The 18,619-nt window shown below is 54.6% G+C and carries 22 protein-coding genes; 8 read left to right on the top strand and 14 right to left on the bottom strand.

Annotated features, from left to right (window positions below):
* Positions 1-31 precede the first annotated feature (31 nt).
* A complete protein-coding gene (locus NR177_RS11190; RefSeq protein WP_063878598.1) occupies positions 32-283 on the top strand; it encodes a biofilm development regulator YmgB/AriR family protein in 252 nt (83 codons plus the stop codon).
* Positions 284-295: 12 nt separating this feature from the next.
* On the opposite strand, the gene NR177_RS11185 is transcribed toward NR177_RS11190, so the two are convergent.
* Positions 296-616 carry a hypothetical protein gene (locus NR177_RS11185; protein ID WP_063878597.1) on the bottom strand — a complete coding sequence of 107 codons (321 nt, stop codon included), beginning with the start codon at positions 614-616 and terminating at the stop codon, positions 296-298.
* A 210-nt stretch (positions 617-826) separates the two neighbouring features.
* Positions 827-1,123 (bottom strand): I78 family peptidase inhibitor, encoded by a 297-nt coding sequence (locus tag NR177_RS11180; protein ID WP_256852916.1) that lies wholly within the window; start codon positions 1,121-1,123, stop codon positions 827-829.
* Between the two features lie 501 nt (positions 1,124-1,624).
* Here NR177_RS11180 and NR177_RS11175 point away from each other — a divergent pair.
* Together NR177_RS11175 and NR177_RS11170 are read left to right on the top strand one after the other, a co-directional pair.
* Positions 1,625-2,272: a CPBP family intramembrane glutamic endopeptidase gene (locus NR177_RS11175; RefSeq protein WP_063878595.1), complete on the top strand. Its 648-nt coding sequence runs from the start codon at positions 1,625-1,627 to the stop codon at positions 2,270-2,272.
* 94 nt (positions 2,273-2,366) lie between these two features.
* Positions 2,367-3,380, top strand: a complete 1,014-nt coding sequence (locus NR177_RS11170) for a LacI family DNA-binding transcriptional regulator (protein ID WP_256852957.1) — start codon at positions 2,367-2,369, stop codon at positions 3,378-3,380.
* Between the two features lie 25 nt (positions 3,381-3,405).
* On the opposite strand, the gene NR177_RS11165 is transcribed toward NR177_RS11170, so the two are convergent.
* From NR177_RS11165 to NR177_RS11150, 4 genes are all read right to left on the bottom strand, one after another.
* The gene (locus tag NR177_RS11165; protein ID WP_256852915.1) at positions 3,406-4,836 is read right to left on the bottom strand and encodes a glycoside hydrolase family 1 protein; all 1,431 of its coding nucleotides are present in this window, start codon (positions 4,834-4,836) and stop codon (positions 3,406-3,408) included.
* Positions 4,837-4,848: 12 nt separating this feature from the next.
* Positions 4,849-5,163, bottom strand: a complete 315-nt coding sequence (locus NR177_RS11160; RefSeq protein WP_063878592.1) for a PTS lactose/cellobiose transporter subunit IIA — start codon at positions 5,161-5,163, stop codon at positions 4,849-4,851.
* A 3-nt stretch (positions 5,164-5,166) separates the two neighbouring features.
* Positions 5,167-6,471 carry a PTS sugar transporter subunit IIC gene (locus tag NR177_RS11155; protein ID WP_096012029.1) on the bottom strand — a complete coding sequence of 435 codons (1,305 nt, stop codon included), beginning with the start codon at positions 6,469-6,471 and terminating at the stop codon, positions 5,167-5,169.
* 85 nt (positions 6,472-6,556) lie between these two features.
* Positions 6,557-6,865 carry a PTS sugar transporter subunit IIB gene (locus NR177_RS11150; protein ID WP_063878590.1) on the bottom strand — a complete coding sequence of 103 codons (309 nt, stop codon included), beginning with the start codon at positions 6,863-6,865 and terminating at the stop codon, positions 6,557-6,559.
* Positions 6,866-7,278: 413 nt separating this feature from the next.
* Here NR177_RS11150 and NR177_RS11145 point away from each other — a divergent pair, with 413 nt between their 5' ends.
* Positions 7,279-7,458 carry a hypothetical protein gene (locus NR177_RS11145; RefSeq protein ID WP_063878589.1) on the top strand — a complete coding sequence of 60 codons (180 nt, stop codon included), beginning with the start codon at positions 7,279-7,281 and terminating at the stop codon, positions 7,456-7,458.
* A 97-nt stretch (positions 7,459-7,555) separates the two neighbouring features.
* On the top strand, positions 7,556-7,786 hold the full coding sequence (locus NR177_RS11140; RefSeq protein WP_145393715.1) for a hypothetical protein: 231 nt from the start codon (positions 7,556-7,558) through the stop codon (positions 7,784-7,786).
* Positions 7,787-7,899: 113 nt separating this feature from the next.
* On the opposite strand, the gene NR177_RS11135 is transcribed toward NR177_RS11140, so the two are convergent.
* From NR177_RS11135 to NR177_RS11110, 6 genes are all read right to left on the bottom strand, one after another.
* Positions 7,900-7,971: a hypothetical protein gene (locus NR177_RS11135; RefSeq protein ID WP_370513138.1), complete on the bottom strand. Its 72-nt coding sequence runs from the start codon at positions 7,969-7,971 to the stop codon at positions 7,900-7,902.
* A 133-nt stretch (positions 7,972-8,104) separates the two neighbouring features.
* Positions 8,105-8,533, bottom strand: coding sequence for an OsmC family protein (locus NR177_RS11130; protein WP_063878586.1), 429 nt, complete (start codon positions 8,531-8,533; stop codon positions 8,105-8,107).
* Between the two features lie 63 nt (positions 8,534-8,596).
* Positions 8,597-9,769, bottom strand: a complete 1,173-nt coding sequence (gene lldD / locus NR177_RS11125; protein ID WP_256852914.1) for an FMN-dependent L-lactate dehydrogenase LldD — start codon at positions 9,767-9,769, stop codon at positions 8,597-8,599.
* Complete coding sequence (gene lldR, locus NR177_RS11120) at positions 9,769-10,554, bottom strand: transcriptional regulator LldR (RefSeq protein WP_256852913.1); 786 nt, start codon at positions 10,552-10,554, stop codon at positions 9,769-9,771. Before lldR ends, lldD begins: the two co-directional genes overlap by 1 nt.
* On the bottom strand, positions 10,551-12,206 hold the full coding sequence (gene lldP / locus NR177_RS11115) for an L-lactate permease (protein WP_256852912.1): 1,656 nt from the start codon (positions 12,204-12,206) through the stop codon (positions 10,551-10,553). The genes lldR and lldP overlap by 4 nt, the downstream gene beginning before the upstream one ends.
* 217 nt (positions 12,207-12,423) lie before the next feature.
* Entirely contained in the window at positions 12,424-13,587 is a 1,164-nt protein-coding gene (locus NR177_RS11110) for a cyanate transporter (RefSeq protein ID WP_256852911.1), read from the bottom strand.
* 86 nt (positions 13,588-13,673) lie between these two features.
* Here NR177_RS11110 and NR177_RS11105 point away from each other — a divergent pair, with 86 nt between their 5' ends.
* Both NR177_RS11105 and NR177_RS11100 read left to right on the top strand, forming a co-directional pair.
* Positions 13,674-14,534, top strand: a complete 861-nt coding sequence (locus NR177_RS11105; protein ID WP_256852910.1) for a LysR family transcriptional regulator — start codon at positions 13,674-13,676, stop codon at positions 14,532-14,534.
* Positions 14,535-14,625: 91 nt separating this feature from the next.
* Positions 14,626-16,014, top strand: a complete 1,389-nt coding sequence (locus tag NR177_RS11100; protein WP_256852909.1) for an amidohydrolase — start codon at positions 14,626-14,628, stop codon at positions 16,012-16,014.
* 66 nt (positions 16,015-16,080) lie between these two features.
* Here NR177_RS11100 and NR177_RS11095 read toward each other — a convergent pair whose 3' ends face one another.
* The gene (locus NR177_RS11095; protein WP_063878579.1) at positions 16,081-16,299 is read right to left on the bottom strand and encodes a hypothetical protein; all 219 of its coding nucleotides are present in this window, start codon (positions 16,297-16,299) and stop codon (positions 16,081-16,083) included.
* Between the two features lie 407 nt (positions 16,300-16,706).
* Between NR177_RS11095 and dbpA the strand changes: the two genes are divergently transcribed.
* Positions 16,707-18,086: an ATP-dependent RNA helicase DbpA gene (gene dbpA / locus NR177_RS11090; RefSeq protein ID WP_256852956.1), complete on the top strand. Its 1,380-nt coding sequence runs from the start codon at positions 16,707-16,709 to the stop codon at positions 18,084-18,086.
* Positions 18,087-18,123: 37 nt separating this feature from the next.
* Here dbpA and NR177_RS11085 read toward each other — a convergent pair whose 3' ends face one another.
* On the bottom strand, positions 18,124-18,516 hold the full coding sequence (locus NR177_RS11085; protein ID WP_063878577.1) for a YgiW/YdeI family stress tolerance OB fold protein: 393 nt from the start codon (positions 18,514-18,516) through the stop codon (positions 18,124-18,126).
* Positions 18,517-18,619: the final 103 nt, after the last annotated feature.

Genomic DNA, 18,619 nt, shown 5'->3' with positions numbered 1-18,619 from the left:
CGGGCGGGCTGTCTGTTCGCGGAGAGGGAGAATGAGAGTGCAACCTAACAGCGCCAGCCGTGCTATCACCGATTACTTCAACAGCCCGGACTGGAATGTTCCGCCCGAGTCCGATCTGCTGGCCGTGATAATGCGGGAACTGATGGAAGCCGGTCAGCCAACCACCAATAAGGCCGTTATCGCGCGCGTCATCAATAAGCTGGAATTTGAAGGGGATGAGCAGCGACTGCAACGCTATCGGGCCCTGCTGGACCGGCTGATGGAAACGCGGCCACGTGAGTGAGCCGCATTCCGGTTACTTAACCCATCGGAGCTGATTGGCTTCGCTTACGCTGGCCCGACCGCTGCTGCGCTGAAACAGGCAAAGCTCTCGTCCACGCCGGTTTTTCATCTGTTGCTGTGGATAATGCCCTTCGAGCAGTAACGCGCTATAGCCTACGCTGTCGTCATACTCAACCGCCTGCCCCAACACCTTTACCTTGCTTAAGGTGCTGGCATTGATGCACGCCTGGCGCATCACCTGCTGGCTTTGTTGCCATGCGTCAGGACTGGACGCCAGCGCAAGCGGGCTGACCAGAAGTAAAACTGACAGTGAAATCCGCTGGAGAGGTACCATGCATTGCTCCTTCTTTCGGCCTGAACCAGAAAAAAATTCCCGCCTGAGCGGGAATAAACAAGACGAGCATTGCATATTGAAGTGACGAGGAAATCCTTACCCTGTTAGTTTAACGCTACCGATCACGGTTAGCGCGGCCCGACAGGATACAGGCGCTATCTTCGCCTGACGCCATGACAACTCTATGACAATGCGTTGTTTATTTGACACTTACCCACAATAGACGCGGCTAATATTACCGTTTTTGTCTGCCATAAAGTTCAGGCGAGTGAAATTAAAGTCCATTGTTACCGCAGAATTCCACGGGATGGCGCGCACCTTCTGAGTGAAACGCTGATTATCGATGGCTGACAGCGGCTTACCGACGAAATGTTGATACTGGGACGCACCACAGCTGTCCGCTTGCGCGTCGGGCAGCCTGGCAGCCTGGTCGGGTTGCGTGGCCGACTGGCAGGCCGTAAGCAGTAAGAAACTGGTGGCCATCAGCGCTTTTCCATAGTGATTCACGTGTTTTCTCCTCATCGACGTGTAAAACCTGACGTCGAAGAGTAACAAGCCTGACTGCAGGTATGAACCGTTAAAATCAAACTTACCGCACAATATTAAGCATTAAATGCTGGCTAATAACGCTATTTGTAGATGAATCACAGCTGCTGGCCGAAATCACGATAATAAGCCGCTGAGACAGTCGGCAGATTATTCCTGCGGGAATAACAAAACCGCTCTTTTTTATCGGCGTTGCCGCGTCAATTACCCTGACGGCGATCCGTGTCCGGTAATCTGTCATCACGCCCGATTGACTGTGGGCCTTATTCTCAGGCCAGGCGAATAAGCGCCTGACGCCCGGTTGCAACACCGCAAGGCAATAAGTTAACAAACTGATATTATTCACTTAAAATTCGCACAAACCTGAAACGATCATAAACGCATAATATTGTGTCGTCCGTTCTCTCGACAGCGATCCGACGCGTTGCTACTATGCGCTTATCGTTGCTGGCTGGGTCGCCTATGAACACCAATTCCGACAGAGTGACGCTGACACTGTTTTATGTCGGCAGCTTTGTTGTCTATTACCTTGTTACCATGCTGATTACCTTGTTCCCTAATTACGGTATCCTGCGTAATGACGGTTTGCTGGTGCCCGTGCTCTGCCTGTTTGAGTTTGCAGTTATCTATCCGCTGTATCGTTTTTACTGCCAGCGTCGCACGGATATTCCCCTGGGGTTTTTACGCTCCGGCCAGACGTTACTGTTTATTGGCGCCCTGTTTATTTTAATGGCGGCACAAACGCAGTATTTACAGCCTGAAGGCTGGCTGGTGGCGCAATCACAACAGGGACGCAGCTCAATGCTTATCCTGTTACTGACCGCCGTGTTGCTGGCCCCCGTATTTGAAGAAGTGATGTTTCGCGGCTTTTTGTTGCAAGGCTTCCTGCTGTGGGCCCCCAACAGCCGCTTTGCCTGCATGCTACTCACTTCCCTGCTGTTTGCGTTGATGCATACTCAGTATGTCCACTGGGAAACGGTGGTGGCGCTGACGCTTTTCTCTTTGCTGCTCTGCTACGCGCGCCTGCGCAGCAATACGCTGGCCCTGCCGGTCTTCCTGCATACGCTGAACAACCTGATTGCCATCCTGCCCGCCTGGTATTTCGCCTGACAGGCTTCACTTTTTTATTACCTGTCCTGCAATAACCTGCGAAAAATCAGCTAGTATCGTTTTTTACCCACAGGGATGGATGGTCTGCAAGCCAATGATTACCATGCTGGATGTGGCCCGTAAGGCCGGAGTCTCTAAAGCCACCGTCTCACGCGTGCTGGCCGGAAATCGTTACGTCAGTAAGAGTACGCAACAGAAGGTCTTTCAGGCCATCGCCGAAACCGGTTATCGCCCAAATCTGCTGGCGCGAAGCCTGGCGACCCAAAAATCCCAGAATATTGGCCTCATTGTTACCCATTCACTCTTTAATGGTCCCTACTTCAGCGAACTGCTGTTTCAGGCGGCCACGCTGACCAATAACTATGGTCGGCAGTTAATTCTGGCTGATGGCAAAACCTGCGCTGATGATGAGCGGGCCGCAATTGAGTTTTTACTCGACCTGCGCTGTGACGCCATCATCATCTATCCCCGCTTTCTGGATACCGAGGCGCTGGACGCCATTATTGAACAGCATGATATTCCCATCATGGTGGTGAACCGCCAGCTTAAGCGCCATCCTGCCCACTGCGTTTGGGCCACGCATCAGCAGAATACGTTTGACGCCACGCGTTATCTGATTGAACGCGGCCACCGCGAGATTGCCTTTATTCGTGGCCTGGCCGGTTCACCGACCGCTGACGCGCGTCTGGCGGGCTATCAGCAGGCGCTGGTCGCGCATGGCATCGCAGATAAAGCACGCATCGTGCAGGGCGCCTGGACGCCCGCCAGTGGGATGGCGGCGGCAAAACAGCTGCTGGATTCGGGAGTGACCTTTAGCGCGCTGATGGCCAGTAACGATGATATGGCGATTGGTGCCGCGCTGGCTCTCAATGCGGCGGGAAAACGGCTGCCAGAAGATGTCTCACTGCTGGGCTTTGATGATATTCGCATGGCTGAATTTTTCCTGCCGCCGCTCACCACAGTGCATGTGCCGGTCGCGGAGATGATTCAGCACACGTTGGCGCAGCTGGTTGCCATGCTGGAAGGTGAAGCGGTCACGGCCCTGCCGCCATTTAGCGGTCACCTGATCGCGCGCGCATCGGTGACGGACGGCCCTTATAAGCAGTAAAACGCGGCCTCCCTGCCGCGCGACCTCAGTAGTCCACTGACGCGTTCAGCGTGGCTCCATTACTGCGAATCAGCTTTTGGTACCAGAAGAAGCTTTTTTTGCGGTAGCGCGCCAGATCCTTGAGATCTTTCTCATCGCGGTTCACATAAATAAAACCGTAACGCTTGCTAATGCCCTGATGGGTACTCACCAGATCAATTGCCGACCAGGGGCAATAACCGAACAGCTCAACGCCATCGGCAATCGCCAGCTGCAACTGAGCGATATGCTCGCGCAAATAGTCGATACGGTAATCATCATGCACTTTATTCTCTGCATCCAGGCTGTCAAAAGCTCCTAAACCATTTTCGGTCACGATGAGCGGTAGGGCATAACGCGCATAAATCTGTCGTGCGGTTATGCGGAAGCCGACAGGATCGATATACCAGCCAAACTGGTTTTGTTTCAGATGCGGATTATCACAACCGACATACACAGACCGGTCAATTCCGGCCATTTGTTGATCGGCATGTGGCCTGCTGTCGGGCGTATTATGCTCTCCTTCAGCGCCTACCGTGGCGGAAGCATAATAGTTAAAAGCGATAAAATCAGGCTTACCGGCGGCGATGATGGCCATATCCTCCGCCTCGATGGTGGGTAGCCAACCTCGCTGCTTCAGAAAAGCCCATACCACGTGGTTGTAGCGCCCGTGAACGGCCAAATCGAGGTAGAGCCAGTTACGGATTGCCGAGAAATTATCAGCCGCCAGCACATCCTCTGGGCGGGAACTCGCGGCATATACGCAAGAGATATTGGGTGCCGGGCCAATTTTCGCCTCCGGCAGCCGTTCATGACAGGCAATCATCGCCTTGGCCTGCGCCAGCATCATGTGATGGTTTTGCTGGTACAGGGTTTTCTGCGGATCGGCGGTACCCGGCGGCAAGGTGCCAATCACGTCCCCTTTCAGGATCATCATGTTCTGTTCATTGATGGTCAGCCAGTAGTTGACCTGGCTGCCATAGCGCTCAAAACAGGTGATGGCAAAACGCTCAAAAGCCGCCACCGTACGGCGAGAAGACCAGCCACCGGCCTGCTGCAGCGCCCAGGGCAGATCGAAGTGATAAAGCGTCACCAGTGGCGTGATGCCCTGTCGGCAGATCTCATCAATCAACTGCTGATAAAAGGCCACGCCCGCCTCATTTACCGGGCCATCGCCGTCGGGATAAAGGCGGCTCCAGGCGATGGAAAAGCGGTAAGTTTTCAGGCCCATCTCCGCCAGCAAGGCGATGTCTTCTTTGAAGCGGTGATAGTGGTCGCTGCAAACGGTAAAATCCGTGATGTCCTGATGGAACGTTGCTTTGTCGATAACAGATGGCCCTTTGCCATCGCTATTCCATCCGCCCTCAACCTGATAAGCCGAGGTCGACGCGCCCCAGAGAAAGCCTTCTGGAAACGCGGTCACTGTCGAATGTTGCATAACACCTCCTTTTTAGCGTGCGGCTAACTCCCGGCGCAGTTGAATAATTTCTTCCGCCAGCTCGCGGCAGAGCATCGCGTTCATCAGATGATCCTGGGCATGTACCATAATCAGGTTGACCGGGATCTTTCCGCTGCCCTCATCGGCACCGATAAGCTGCGTCTGCGTCTGGTGCGCCGCCTTTGCCGCCGCAGTCGCGGCGCTGAGCAGGCTGTCTGCCTGCTCCCAGTTTTGCAGGCGGGCCGCGCGCAAGGCTTCCATTGAGCAGGATCGCGCTTCGCCCGCCTGGATAATCAGTTCGATGACCGTGCTTTCATCAATTTCCATGCATTACTCCTTTACCGGTTGCGCTGCGGCCAGTTCCTGCTGCAGCAATTGACGCTCGTACATTTTGAAAAACGGGTAGTAAATCAATGTGGCAATCGTCACCAGCAGGGCAATCAACACGATGACGCGCCAGTCCCAGCCGGTTGACCAGGCTGCCCCAATCGGTGCTGGCGTCGTCCAGGGTGCCAGCGAGATCACATGATTGATCAGATTGGTTTTCGTGGCGGTCCAGGCAATGACGGCATTGACTAGCGGGGCAAGAACGAAGGGAATAAACAGAATGGGGTTCATCACCACGGGCGAGCCAAAAATAACCGGTTCGTTGATGTTGAACATGCTGGGCACAATGCTGAGCTTACCAATTGAGCGCAGATGGGCAGACTGACTCCGCAAATAGAGCAGCACCAGCCCCATCGTGGAACCGGAGCCACCAATCACGATAAAAAATTGCCAAAAGGGTTCGATAAACACATGGCTGACAGGCTCGCCTGCGTTCAGCGCCTGCTGATTCAACCCAAGGTTGGTCAACCAGAATGCCTGTAAAATGCCACCGACAATCACGGCGCCGTGAATACCGGCGAACCACAGCAGATGACACAGCAGCACCGCGATCAATACGGCGGGCAGAGAATCTGAGGCAGAAATAATCGGGGAAAAGATCGCCATAATGGCCTGCGGCAGCAGCATACCAAACTGTGCCTGTACCCACAGGCTGAGCGGAAACAGGGTAATAAAAATGGTGATAATCGGGATCAGCAGATCAAACGACTGACGGATTTTCGGCGGTACCTGTTCGGGTAATTTGAAGCCGATATTGTGTTTCTGCAGAAAATGCATCAGCTCCGTAGCAAATAACGCCACCAGGATGGCGGTAAAAATCCCCTCACCGCCCAGCGAACCTACCGGCAGCGTTTTGCCCGTTTGCGGCGCAGCCACGACCAGAAACGCCATCAGCGACAGGCTGGCGGCCATAAAGCCGTTCATTTTGTAGCTGTTCGCCAGGTTGTAGGCGATAGCACTGGCAATATAGAGCGCCATAATGCCCATCGTCATGTTGTAAGGCATCATGATTTGTTCTTCATGCGCCTTCACCATGCCGAGCCACCACTGTGCGAACGCCCAGCTACTGTCTGCCGAAAAAGGCGGATGGGCAAACAACAGCATAAATGAACCGACAATCAGGAACGGCATTGAGGCAATAAAACCATCACGGATGGCGATGACGTGGCGCTGGCTGGAGAGGCGACCAGCCAGCGGACTAATACGATTTTCGATGACACCGAATAAAGATTCGCTCAAGCGACTCATCCCGTCACTCCTTGCTCAGGCAAAAGAGAATAACCCTGCATAAAGTGAATGCAGGTTTGCGCTATATTTTTCAGTTCTTTAGCGATCAGCCAGGAATAAGCTTGAGCGCGGCACTTAATATCTTTTCGCCATTCATCATTCCGTAATCCATGCTGTTAATCACCGCGACGGATTTACTGTACTGCTGAGCAATCGGCTCGAAATCGGCCAGCTTGTATTTAATTTGCGGCCCCAACAGGCAGCAGTCATAGTCGGCAATTGCCTCGCTAAACTCTTCAATTCCTACTGCTTTTATCTCTACATCCATTCCCTGCTCTTTCGCAGCTTTTTCCATTTTTTGCACCACCATACTGGTGGACATTCCGGCGGCACAGCACAGTAAAATTTTGGGCATGGTTCATTCCTCCGTGTGATGAATAATTAACGAATACACAGGGGAAAGATTTTCTGCAACCGGTTTCAGATTTGCATGTCAGAAGTGTGAGAAATATCAAAACGCGTTGCTTTAAAGGATTACCGCCAAAATAGTCAACATGTATGAAAATTTACCGATTTTAAAATTCGTTATGGCAGGAATGGAAAGTCGCCCTTGTAGCTGGTCAGAAATGCAGCGCGAACGATGCGTTGCCCATTGCAGCGATGGGTAAGATTTCACTGCTGTACGCGTCCGGAAGGCGTATAATCGCTCAGAGCAATCCGATACCGCCCAGCGTGATGATTGTCCCTTCCGGCAATTAGCTATACTGGTTTTATAAAAAGGAACATTCACCCCTCTCGTGACGTGCGCGACGGGAGAAGGAGTCGGTTATGTTAATTGGTTTTGTATTGTTGGTAAGCGCCTGTGGACATGATGCCTGTGAAGCGTTGCCGGTATCAGAGCGCATTTACCCAACGAAAACCGCCTGCGAAGTGATGGCAAACCGCATCCACAAGGTCCGTCCCAACGTGGTACTGATGTGTGGTGAAGTGCATCGTTCAGATAACTGAACAGGTCAAGGACACAAAAATGCACATACAACATTGCAAGGTTGCAGGTTAGCGTTCAAAATATAAGCTGTTTTACACCAACATAGTTGTGAATCCCATGAAAACTACTCGTCCCCGCCGTCCAACTGGGCGTTGGGTTTATTACATTTTGTATGAAGGCATTATCTGGCCCTGCCCGGTACGCTGGGAATGGGAAGGCGCTTATGGCGGCTGGCTCCCGTTCTACTATTCACCTACCTTTGAATTTCTGGCGGGCGATCCCGGTAAGGCTTATCGGATTGCACGCAGCGACGTGCGGGCTAAGCGCGCAGAAGAGATTTACGCCTGACGTTTAAGACGCGTTCCAGGGTAACCAGGAAGCGGTAACCAGCAAACAGAGTAACGCCCGCAGTAACACCACCATCAGCAGTACGCCAGGCTTATGGCGAGAAAGCCACGACCTCATGCCCATATCATCGCCGCCTGACGGATTAGCACGCGTGCGCCACAGATTTCCAGCAAGACCAGCCGCATTTTCCGTGTGTGTTTGCCGAAACGCGTTTGTCATCTCCGCGTCCTTCTGCACAACGCAAAGATGCGCCCGAAGGCGCATCTGGGTACGGCAAGATTCGCGTCAGCATCACGTAAAAGTGATGCCGGTCCGCAATCAGTTGTTCAGGGTGTAATCCAGCGTAATTTCAGCATTCAACACCTGAGAAACCGGGCAGCCCGCTTTGGCTTTGTTGATAATCTCATCAAAGGTATCGTTATCAATGCCTGGCAGAGAAACGGTGCTGGTTAAGGCGATTTTGGTGATCGCAAAACCTTCACCTTTTTTATCCAGCGACACATCTGCGCTGGTATCAATGCTTTCCGCTTTATGACCGGCATTGCCCAACATTAGCGACAGTGCCATAGAGAAACAGGCCGCATGTGCCGCACCAATCAGCTCTTCCGGGTTAGTGCCTTTTTGCCCTTCAAAACGGGTATTAAAGCCGTAGGGCTGCTGGTTCAGTACACCACTTTCGGTGCTGACTGTGCCTTTGCCTTTGATGTCGCCTTCCCAATGCGCCGAACCTTTCTTATGAATGGTCATGTCATTCCTCCTGTTGGTAAAGAAGGTAAGTATAGACAACACCTTTGATTTCGCCGCAGGCAACTATGCCGGGCGCAGGTTTGCTTCCTGCAAGAGGGCATTTGCCTGCACCAGCGAATGCTGTGTGATATCGGTAATGCGCTTCGCGCCGGTTAAGGTCATCGCGACTTTCATCTCTTTTTCAATCAGCGTCAGTAAATGCTCAACGCCGCGCTGTCCATGTGTTGCCAGCGCATAGATAAAGGCGCGCCCCAGCAGGACGCTGTCTGCGCCCAGCGCAATCATACGCACCACATCCAGTCCGTTACGAATGCCGCTATCAGCAAGGATCGTGATATCGCCTTTGACCGCATCCGCAATCGCAGGTAAGGCACGGGCCGAGGACAGGACGCCGTCCAGCTGGCGACCGCCATGGTTAGAAACCACGATACCGTCAGCACCAAAGCGCACCGCGTCACGGGCATCCTCAGGGTCCAGAATGCCTTTGATCACCATCGGGCCATCCCAGAAATCGCGAATCCACTCCAGATCCTTCCAGGAAATGGAAGGATCAAAATTATTGGCCAGCCAGCCGATATAGTCTTCCAGCCCGGTAGGCTTGCCGAGATAGGTTGAGATATTCCCCAGATCGTGCGGCCTTCCCTGTAACCCCACATCCAGCGCCCACCTGGGATGCGTGATGGCCTGCCAGTAGCGCCGCAGCGCCGCATTTTCCCCGCTCATGCCTGAATGCGCATCGCGATAACGCGCGCCCGGCGTAGGCATATCCACAGTAAACACCAGCGTAGAGCAGCCCGCCGCTTTGGCGCGCTCCAGCGCATTACGCATAAAGCCACGATCGCGCAGAACATAGAGCTGGAACCACATGGGGCGGTTGATCTGCGGCGCAACTTCCTCAATGGGGCACACGGAGACGGTGGACAGCGTAAAGGGAATGCCTTTACCTGCCGCCGCGCGGGCGGCCTGCACTTCGCCTCGTCGTGCATACATGCCACACAGCCCTACCGGTGCCAGCGCCACTGGCATCGACAGCGTTTCATTAAACAGGGTGGTTTCCAGACTGAGTTCAGACATATTACGCAAGATGCGCTGGCGCAGCGCCACGTCCGAGAGATCGGTCACGTTGCGGCGTAGCGTGTGCTCTGCATAAGCCCCGCCATCCAGATAGTGAAACAGGAAAGGCGGCAAAATGCGTTGCGCGGCGGCGCGGTAGTCACTGGCAGCAGAAATAATCATCAGCGTGTCTCCTTGTGATTGTGCAGGTCATGGCCAGGTAAACGTGTAATACGCGCCTGTCTGGCTTCGTCTTCATCTCGCGTTTTCATCGTGGTATGCACAAAACCAAGATGATCCATCGCCGCTAAGCGCGCGGCCTCGGCATCGCCGAGTAAAATGGCGTCAAGCATGGCACGGTGTTGATCTGTCAGCTGGTCAAAAATGATCGGGCGGGTGTACATCAGCCTGCGGCTGTGCAGCATCGACGACTGGAGCAAATCAAAAAAACCGCGCATGGTTTGTAACAGCACCACATTATGTGAGGCTTCCGCGATAGCGAGGTGAAACCGCAGGTCGGCCTGACCGGCCAGATGGGGATCGTCGCTCTCTTTTAACGCCAGCGTGGCGTCAAACGCGTACCTTAGGCGTTCTTTATCGGACTCAGTCGCCCGCAGTGCGGCATGCCATGCGGTGCTGGCTTCAATGGCGTAACGCGCTTCCAGAATGTCGTAGCGGTAATCCGGATCGTTGGCCAGCAGTTGACGAATCGGTTCCACAATGCGCTGTTCAGACCAGGGTTCCTGAGGTTGACGCAGCCAGGTGCCGTCGCCGCGTCGGCTCGTCAATATCCCGCTGCTGATAAGCTGCTGAATGGCTTCGCGCAGCGATGAACGGGAGACGCCAAGCGCGGCGGCGAGCTGGCGCTCGGCAGGCAAACGCATGCCGGGTTCAATCTGATGCTCGCGAATATACTGTTCGAGCCGAACCCGCAGCGGATCGGCGTGCGGCGATAAACTGGTTTTCATGGGATCATCCAGGGGAAAACGTAAGCCTGAAGCGTGGTAATGATGCCCACCAGGCAGGTAAATATCAGGCTGTGCTTGACGGTAAAGCGGAACAGATCGGACTCTTTGCCCACCAGACCAACAGCGGCACAGGCAATGGCTATCGACTGCGGCGAGATCATCTTGCCGGTCACGCCACCGGTGGTATTTGCCGCCACCAGCAGGATATCGGAAACGCCAATCTGCTGCGCGGTCGTCGCCTGTAAGGCGGCAAACAGCGCATTGGATGACGTATCCGAGCCAGTCAGAAACACACCAAGCCATCCCAGGAAAGGCGAGAAAAAGGTAAACGCATGACCGGTATGCGCCAATGCCAGCGCCAGGGTGGCAGACAGGCCGGAGTAGTTAGAGATAAAGGCAAACGCCAGCACCATCCCGATCGAGTAGATGGGAAGCATAAGTTCTTTCAGGGTTTCTGCAAAGGTCACTGCCGCAGCCTTAGGTTTCATCTTCAGAAAAACGATAGAGACGATGGCGGCGACCAGGATTGCCGTGCCGGTTGCCGACAGCAGGTCGAGTTTGAAAATCGCTGGCCAGTTGCTGGGTTGCGCGACCACCGGCGGCATCCGTGTTATCCCTCCGTCCAGCCCCGGCACGGGAAGGCTGAAAACCCAGTTTGCGAAGGCTCCGCCTTTTGCAAACAGCGCTTTAAAGGGCGGAATGCTCCATAACGTGACGGTCGCGGTCAAAAAGAGGAACGGCATCCAGGCACGCACCACCTGCCCGGTAGTGTATTTTTGTCGGGTCAGCGGCTGATTGTCCTGCTGGCTTTCTGATTCGCTGAAGCGAAAGATGCGGACCGGCTGCCAGACGCGCAAAAACAGCGTCAGCGACATTAAAGAAACCAGCGAGGAGATGATATCGGGCAGCTCTGGGCCAAGAAAATTCGAACTGAGGAACTGGGCAATCGCGAACGATCCCCCCGCCACCATCACGGCGGGCCAGGTCTCTTTCACGCCGCGCCAGCCATCCATAATCGCCATGATCCAGAACAGCACGATGATTGTCAGAAACGGAAGCTGTCGACCTGCCATCTGACCGATAGCGAAGCTGTCCAGCCCGGTCACCTGCCCGGCCACAATAATCGGGATTCCCATCGCGCCAAACGCCACTGGCGCGGTATTCACGATCAGACACAAGCCCGCGGCATAGAGCGGATTAAAACCCAGCCCCACCAGTAGCGCGGCCGTGATCGCCACCGGCGCGCCGAACCCTGCCGCACCTTCTAAAAAGGCGCCAAAGGAGAAGCCTACAATCAGCATTTGTAAGCGCTGATCGGGCGTGATCGATAAAATTGAGGCGCGGATAATGTCGAACTGACCGGTCTTAACCGAGATCCTGTAGACAAAAACCGCCGCCACGATGATCCAGGCGATGGGCCACAGACCGTACATAAAGCCGTAAACCGCTGACGCCAACGCTTGCTGTAGCGGCATTTTATACAGCAACAGCGCCACAAGCAGCGCAAGGATGACCGTAATGGTCGCGGCCTGATAGCCTTTCATCTTTAGCTTGATTAACGCAAAGAAGAAAAACAAAACAGGAAGCAATGCAATCAGGCTGGAGAGCCAGATGTTGTTGAGCGGATCGTAATGTTGTTGCCAGACCTGCATGCCATTATCTCCATGGGATGATGAAAGCGATGCGCGATCGGCAAAGGCGGGTGGCGCATCTGTCGCCTCTGATGCACCAATTGGTCCTACCAATCAGGCGATCAGGGCTTGCTCGTTACAGATACTTAACCCACTGTTAACTCTAGGCAACAGTTGCGGCACTATTTTTAACGTTATGTGAGCCGCTGAAAACGTTTTGCCGGGTTGGTAGGACCAATTAGTGCTGCGGAAAGGCTTGTTGGTAGCTTCGGGGGTGAAAACGCAGATTCAGGCCAATCAGGATCACCGTTACACTGCCCTGTAGCAGCCAGATGCTGGAAAAGTGGCCTGTCAGGTTATGCAGTTGTCCGGCAAGAAAAGGCATACTGCCCGCGATGATAAACCCCGCACCCTGCATAAATGCCACCAGACGCGCACCGGCCTGCGGATGCGCCAGGTGATCCAGTGCCAGCACCAGGGACAGAGGGAATGCGCCACCCAGGCCAATGCCCGCCATCCCTGCCCACAGCCAGGGATGGTAGAGCGGTGCCACCAGCAGACCGAGCATACCGCCAAGCTGTAATACCAGCGTCAGCAGGAGCAACGGTCGTCGATCCGCCCCCTTTACCAGCATGGGAAACACCAGGGCACCGGCAACCTGACAGGCAATCATCACGCCCAGCAGGCCGCCGCCCGCCTGGGCGCTCCAGCCCAGTTGATGATAAAAATCGGGCAACCAGGCGACACAAATAGCATAACCGCCGTTCACTAAACCAAAACTCAGCGCCAGCATCCATGCGCGCGTATTGCGCCAGACTGATGGCATGGCTGTCGATGTCTGCGGTGGCGGAGACGCCGCCGGAATCCACCACCAGAGCATAACGGCCAGCAGCGCAGGCGCAGACCAGCTGCTGAGCGCGCCGTGCCAGCCCAGATGCAGGCTGAGCCATGGCGCCAGCGCAGCGCCCAGTCCGCCGCCACCCATTAATGCCGCCGCCCATAGCCCGGTGATCATGGCACTGCGCTGCGCAAAGCGCTGGCGAATCAAACCCGGCATGGCCATTTGTACAATGCCGATGCCGATGCCACCGGGGACCGTGCTCCATACCAGCCACTGGCCTTGCGAGATAAAAAACCGGCTGGCCAGCGCCAGCACCAGCAACGCCAGCCCGCCACAGAGCAGCCCACGCAGTCGGATACGTTGCAGAAGCGGTGCGCTCACTAACGCGATGGCGCCCATCATCATCATCGGAATAGCTGGCAGGAGTGAGGCGGCGAGCGATGATAATCCAATGTTTTCACGCAGCTGATCCAATAGCGGACTGACGGAGGTCATCAGAGGACGCATGTTCAGTCCCGCCAGTATCAGAGCGGCAATAAGTAATAAGCGATCTTTTTTCATGGGCAATCCTGGAATTAAACATTGTCAGCTTGACAGCAGCCATTACTATTTGGAAATGAAATATCAGGATGACAGGCAGTGGAAAAATGAATCGCCAGCCCATGTTTACGCCTCAGCAATTGCTGAGTTTTGTCGCCGTATGTGAAACCGCCAGCTTTACGCGCGCCGCTGAACAGGTTCACCTGTCACAGTCGACCGTGAGCCAACAGGTACGGCGGCTGGAAGAGATGGTCGGCAAGCCTTTGCTGGCCCGCTCGTCCCATCAGGTGCAGATCACTGAAGAAGGGGAAAAATTGCTGGGTTATGCCCGCCGGATTATTGCCCTGAACGGTGAAGCCCACGATGTGCTAAGCGATAAGTGGCGCGATGGCGTCCTGCGGCTGGGCGTACCGGAGGATTTCGCTGCACCCACCGCCGGGCTACTGGCGTTGTTCAGTCGCGAGCATCCCCATCTGCGGCTGGATGTGATGAGCGGGATGCAGGTAGAACTTCGTCGTGCCTGGCAACGGGAAGAGCTGGATATCATGCTGATCAAACAGCCCTACGGGGAACGTCCACTGGCTTCCCGACCGGAGCCGTTACTGTGGCTGGACAGCGCTGCCCATTCCTGCTTCGAACAGTCCCCCATTCCCTTAGTGCTGTTTCCGCAACTGGGGCTGTATCGGGAGGAAATCTGCCAGACACTGGATTTACTGGGCCGCAGTTGGCGAATTGGTTACAGCAGCGCCAGCCTGGTGGCGCTGTCCGCCGCCAGCGCGCAGGGCTTAGGGATAACGCTGTTACCGGCCAGTTGTCGCTTACCTTCGCATCGGGTGCTGGGCAGCCAACAGGGCTTGCCGGTAATCGATACCTTTGAGCTGGCGCTGTTTTGCCGTCAGCCAGAAGATGGCCTTCAGCGCCAGCTGGCCAACGCGCTGGCCGATTTCGCCGGCCTGAGCTGGCAGTGAGTTTTTAAATAGCAGGCAGTGAAAAACTCCTCAGCAGAGAAAGCCGCGGTTTGTCAGATTAAGCCTTCACTTACTTTCGCAGGAATCGCTGATGCAGACCGCCTCTTCCACCAGCCGCCGCCGCTTTCTCCGTCAGGGGGTTCGCCTGACCGCCGCCAGCAGTATGAGTATGATCATCGCCGGGATCGCGGCTTCCGGTGTTGCCGCCAACGCTAACGCAACGCCCGTCCTCTCACCTGGCGCGCTGCCCCAGAGCAACCACTATGTTTTAGGCAATGTATTGCTCGAAGAGGGCTTCGCACGCGAAGGTAGCGAGATTGTTGCAACGAAAACAGCACGCTACGACATCACCCTTCGCGATGGCCACTTTCACCAGTTCAGCCCGGCCGGGCAAGGTGCGCGTTCATTGCCGTTCTGGGATGCGCAGGGTGCCCTGCTGCTGCCGTCCACGCAGGATATGCACATCCATCTCGACAAAACCTTTTACGGGGGCCCCTGGCAGGCACCTCGCCCGCGTAAAGGCAAAACGATTATGGACATGATTGCCCGTGAGCAGGTGCTGATTCCACAGTTGCTGCCCACTTCTCAGGCGCGGGCCGAAGGGCTTATTGCCCTGCTGAATTCCAGGGGCACCACCCGGGCGCGCAGCCACTGTAATATCGACCCGGTCAGTGGTCTCAAGAGCCTGGAACATTTACAGGCTGCTCTGGCACAGCATCCCGATTTCCCCTGTGAGATTGTCGCCTTCCCCCAGCATGGACTGCTGCATTCTCAGGTCGACGGGCTGATGCGTGAAGCCATGCAACGTGGCGTGCACTATGTCGGCGGTCTTGATCCCACGAATGTGGATGGTGCGATGGAGAAATCCCTGGATGCCCTGTTCCAGATTGCGCTCGACTACCAGCGTGGCGTCGATATCCACCTGCATGAAACCTCTGCCGCTGGCGTTCAGGCTATCCGTTACATGATTAAAACCGTGCGGGAGAATCCCGCCTTACGCGGTAAAGTCACTCTCAGTCATGGTTTTGCACTGGCAACCTTACAGGGCGCTGAACGGGATAACCTGATTGCCGACCTGGCGGAGCAGCAGTTCAGCATTGCCTCCACGCTGCCCATCGGCAAGCTGACCATGCCGGTGCCGCAGTTACAGGCGGCAGGGATAAAAGTCATGACCGGCACCGACAGCGTGATCGATCACTGGTCGCCGTTTGGCACAGGCAGCATGCTGGAAAAGGCCAATCTCTATGCCCAGTTGTACGGCGGTTCTGATGAGTTCTCATTGAGTCGCGCCCTGGCGATTGCCACCAATGACGTGCTTCCTCTTTCTGCCAGTGGCGAACGTCAATGGCCCCGCATCGGAGACAGTGCCGATATGATGCTGGTTCAGGCCAGTTGTTCAGCGGAGGCGGTAGCGCGGATTTCGCCCGTTACGGCGACCTTCTCGCGGGGAAAACCCCTGTTTATGCAACAGCAGGTGTAACGCAGATACGCCTCACTTTAACGCTATTGCCTAAAGTGAGGCGCAGACATCTGAGGCACAGCGATGTTAAACCCGGCTTGCCTCACTTTTCTTTGACATCAACTCCATGGCCAGCGCATACAGATGCGCGCCGTCAGGGGCAACGGGATCGTCTTCGGCATAACATTCGATCATGGAGGCAACCTTATCAGCCGATAAACTTTCGCCATAAAGATGCAATGTCAGGACAGCACGACCAACGATTTTAAGTATGTCTTCATGCAATATCTTCGGGATATTATTCAATGAAAAACCCTCTGCCAGTGGTTATATCGATCTATGTTGCTCAATATAAAGGAGTTAATGAATGATTTTTACAGGGGTTTAAGCCCATACTGTTACATTATTAATGCTATTTTCAATGCGAAAAAAACGGGCTTCTCCGATAACCTCAATATTCGCTCTTATAAACAAAAGATTATGAATTTATTAACGTTCTCAGACGTTTATCAGACTTCCCTTTTGGCTTTTTTTTCCGCAGCCATTCATTAAAATAATCCACCTAACGCACGTAATCTTCAGTTTATTCCTAAAAAAAAGCTGGGTGAAATGGATATTATTTATTCAGGCAGTTAACGTTGCCGTTCTGCTCGCTTTCTGACAGACTTGCGCACGCAATGATGCCCCCACTTTTAGCCGCAGAGGCCGCACCCGTGACCGCTTTTTCCTCGCTTAATTCTCTTCCCGATAGCCAGCTCGATAACCTGCGCGAGATGGGCTATACCAGCATGACACCGGTTCAGGCCGAAACGCTGCCCGCTATTTTAGCCGGACGCGACGTGCGCGCTCAGGCAAAAACCGGCAGCGGTAAAACGGCCGCCTTTGGCATTGGCTTGCTGCAACATATCGACAGCGCTCTTTTTCAGACGCAGGCGTTAATTTTGTGCCCCACCCGGGAGCTGGCCGATCAGGTCAGTAACGTCCTGCGGCAGTTAGCCCGCTTCACACGCAACATTAAAATTTTAACCTTATGTGGCGGCCAGCCAATGAGCGCCCAGCGCGATTCGCTGGTGCATGCGCCTCATATCGTCGTCGGAACGCCAGGCCGTATTCTGGACCACATTAAGCGTGAGACGCTGAAGCTGGACAGCCTGCGTACGCTTGTACTGGACGAAGCCGATCGTATGCTGGAAATGGGCTTCCGCGACGATATGGAAACCATCATCGCTGCCACGCCCGCTTCGCGTCAGACGCTGCTGTTCTCGGCAACCTGGCCGGAAGGGATTGCCGCCCTGAGCCAGCGCTTTCAGCGTGAAGCGCTGAGCGTGGTCACAGAAGAAGTGAGTGAACTCCCGGCTATCGAACAGCAGTTTGTTGAGGCCAGCCACGGTGAAAAACTCTCGCTGCTGATCAGTCTGCTGAGCGAACGCCAGCCCTCTTCCTGCGTCGTGTTCTGCAACACAAAACGTGAATGCGACGATATTGCCGCTGCGCTGAATGCGCGCGATATCAGCGCCCTGCCCCTGCATGGCGATCTGGAGCAACGCGATCGCGAACGGGTGCTGATTCGTTTTGCCAACGGTAGTGGTCGCATACTGGTGGCCACCGATGTTGCAGCCCGTGGGCTGGACATTAAGTCACTGTCGCTGGTGGTAAACTATCAACTGGCATGGGACCCGGAAGTGCACTTGCATCGTATCGGCCGCACCGCACGCGCTGGCGAAAAGGGCGCTGCCGTGAGTTTTGTTGCCGCAGATGAAATGGCGCGCGCGCACGCACTTGAAGACTTCCTGCAACAGAAACTGCCCTGGATTGCCGCCAGTTCGCTGAAGAAAAGCAGTCAGCCATTACCCGCCGCCATGATGACATTGTGCATTGATGGTGGGCGTAAAGCGAAAATTCGTCCCGGCGATATTCTCGGCGCGCTGACGGGGGAAGCCGGTTATCGTGCCGATCAAATCGGTAAAATCGATCTCACGCCTACCCACGCTTACGTCGCGATAGAAGCGGCTCAGGCTAAAAACGCGCTGGTGAAGCTTAAGCAGGGTAAAATTAAAGGTAAAACCTGTCGGGCTGTGCTGTTAAAAGACTAAAAAAACGGGCGAGAGTCACTCTCGCCCTTGCTCTGACTTATGGCTCATCAATCCGCGTTACGTGCAGCGTCGTTTTATCGCCTTTCCCATGAACCTTGCCGCTCACCCGAACCTTGTCATCAGCGGTATAGGTTTTACCATCGAACGTTTTCTTCGGCGCAATGATGGTCAAATGGCCGGTTTCGTCACGAAACTGATAATTATCGCCCTTTAATTTTTTAACGATATAGCCTTCCAGCGTCACATAACCGCCCTGACGGAAGTCACGGATCTGATCGATGTGGGTTTGCCCTGTATCTTCCGAACCTTTATAACCCGCATCCTGCTTGTTCTGTGGCGGCGGCGTATCGCCTGCTTTGAAGCCGCCTTGTTCTGCATATGCGCCGGAAGTGGCCATCACCAACAGCGTTGCCAGTAACACTTTCTTCATCTCGTACTCCTTTAAGGGGAAAGGTGTCCATGTTTATTTATCACTGTTAAGCCTGGCACAAGAATAATATACTGCAGTTGGATTTTCCCCTCTCACCTTTTTT

Source organism: Pantoea sp. Fr+CA_20 (assembly GCF_024520835.1).
In the GTDB taxonomy this organism is placed as follows: domain Bacteria; phylum Pseudomonadota; class Gammaproteobacteria; order Enterobacterales; family Enterobacteriaceae; genus Pantoea; species Pantoea allii.
This window is presented reverse-complemented; position numbering and strand designations above follow the sequence as displayed.

Bases quoted from the DNA above. Each gene is read 5' to 3' on its own strand.
- NR177_RS11165 (WP_256852915.1), bottom strand. From the start codon at position 4,836: ATGCAACATTCGACAGTGACCGCGTTTCCAGAAGGCTTTCTCTGGGGC.
- NR177_RS11110 (WP_256852911.1), bottom strand. From the start codon at position 13,587: ATGAAAAAAGATCGCTTATTACTTATTGCCGCTCTGATACTGGCGGGA.
- NR177_RS11175 (WP_063878595.1), top strand. From the start codon at position 1,625: ATGAACACCAATTCCGACAGAGTGACGCTGACACTGTTTTATGTCGGC.
- NR177_RS11145 (WP_063878589.1), top strand. From the start codon at position 7,279: ATGTTAATTGGTTTTGTATTGTTGGTAAGCGCCTGTGGACATGATGCC.
- lldR (WP_256852913.1), bottom strand. From the start codon at position 10,554: ATGAAAACCAGTTTATCGCCGCACGCCGATCCGCTGCGGGTTCGGCTC.
- NR177_RS11150 (WP_063878590.1), bottom strand. From the start codon at position 6,865: ATGCCCAAAATTTTACTGTGCTGTGCCGCCGGAATGTCCACCAGTATG.
- NR177_RS11140 (WP_145393715.1), top strand. From the start codon at position 7,556: ATGAAAACTACTCGTCCCCGCCGTCCAACTGGGCGTTGGGTTTATTAC.
- NR177_RS11160 (WP_063878592.1), bottom strand. From the start codon at position 5,163: ATGGAAATTGATGAAAGCACGGTCATCGAACTGATTATCCAGGCGGGC.
- lldP (WP_256852912.1), bottom strand. From the start codon at position 12,206: ATGCAGGTCTGGCAACAACATTACGATCCGCTCAACAACATCTGGCTC.
- NR177_RS11185 (WP_063878597.1), bottom strand. From the start codon at position 616: ATGGTACCTCTCCAGCGGATTTCACTGTCAGTTTTACTTCTGGTCAGC.
- NR177_RS11170 (WP_256852957.1), top strand. From the start codon at position 2,367: ATGATTACCATGCTGGATGTGGCCCGTAAGGCCGGAGTCTCTAAAGCC.
- NR177_RS11085 (WP_063878577.1), bottom strand. From the start codon at position 18,516: ATGAAGAAAGTGTTACTGGCAACGCTGTTGGTGATGGCCACTTCCGGC.
- NR177_RS11100 (WP_256852909.1), top strand. From the start codon at position 14,626: ATGCAGACCGCCTCTTCCACCAGCCGCCGCCGCTTTCTCCGTCAGGGG.
- lldD (WP_256852914.1), bottom strand. From the start codon at position 9,769: ATGATTATTTCTGCTGCCAGTGACTACCGCGCCGCCGCGCAACGCATT.
- NR177_RS11105 (WP_256852910.1), top strand. From the start codon at position 13,674: ATGAATCGCCAGCCCATGTTTACGCCTCAGCAATTGCTGAGTTTTGTC.
- NR177_RS11155 (WP_096012029.1), bottom strand. From the start codon at position 6,471: ATGAGTCGCTTGAGCGAATCTTTATTCGGTGTCATCGAAAATCGTATT.
- NR177_RS11190 (WP_063878598.1), top strand. From the start codon at position 32: ATGAGAGTGCAACCTAACAGCGCCAGCCGTGCTATCACCGATTACTTC.
- NR177_RS11130 (WP_063878586.1), bottom strand. From the start codon at position 8,533: ATGACCATTCATAAGAAAGGTTCGGCGCATTGGGAAGGCGACATCAAA.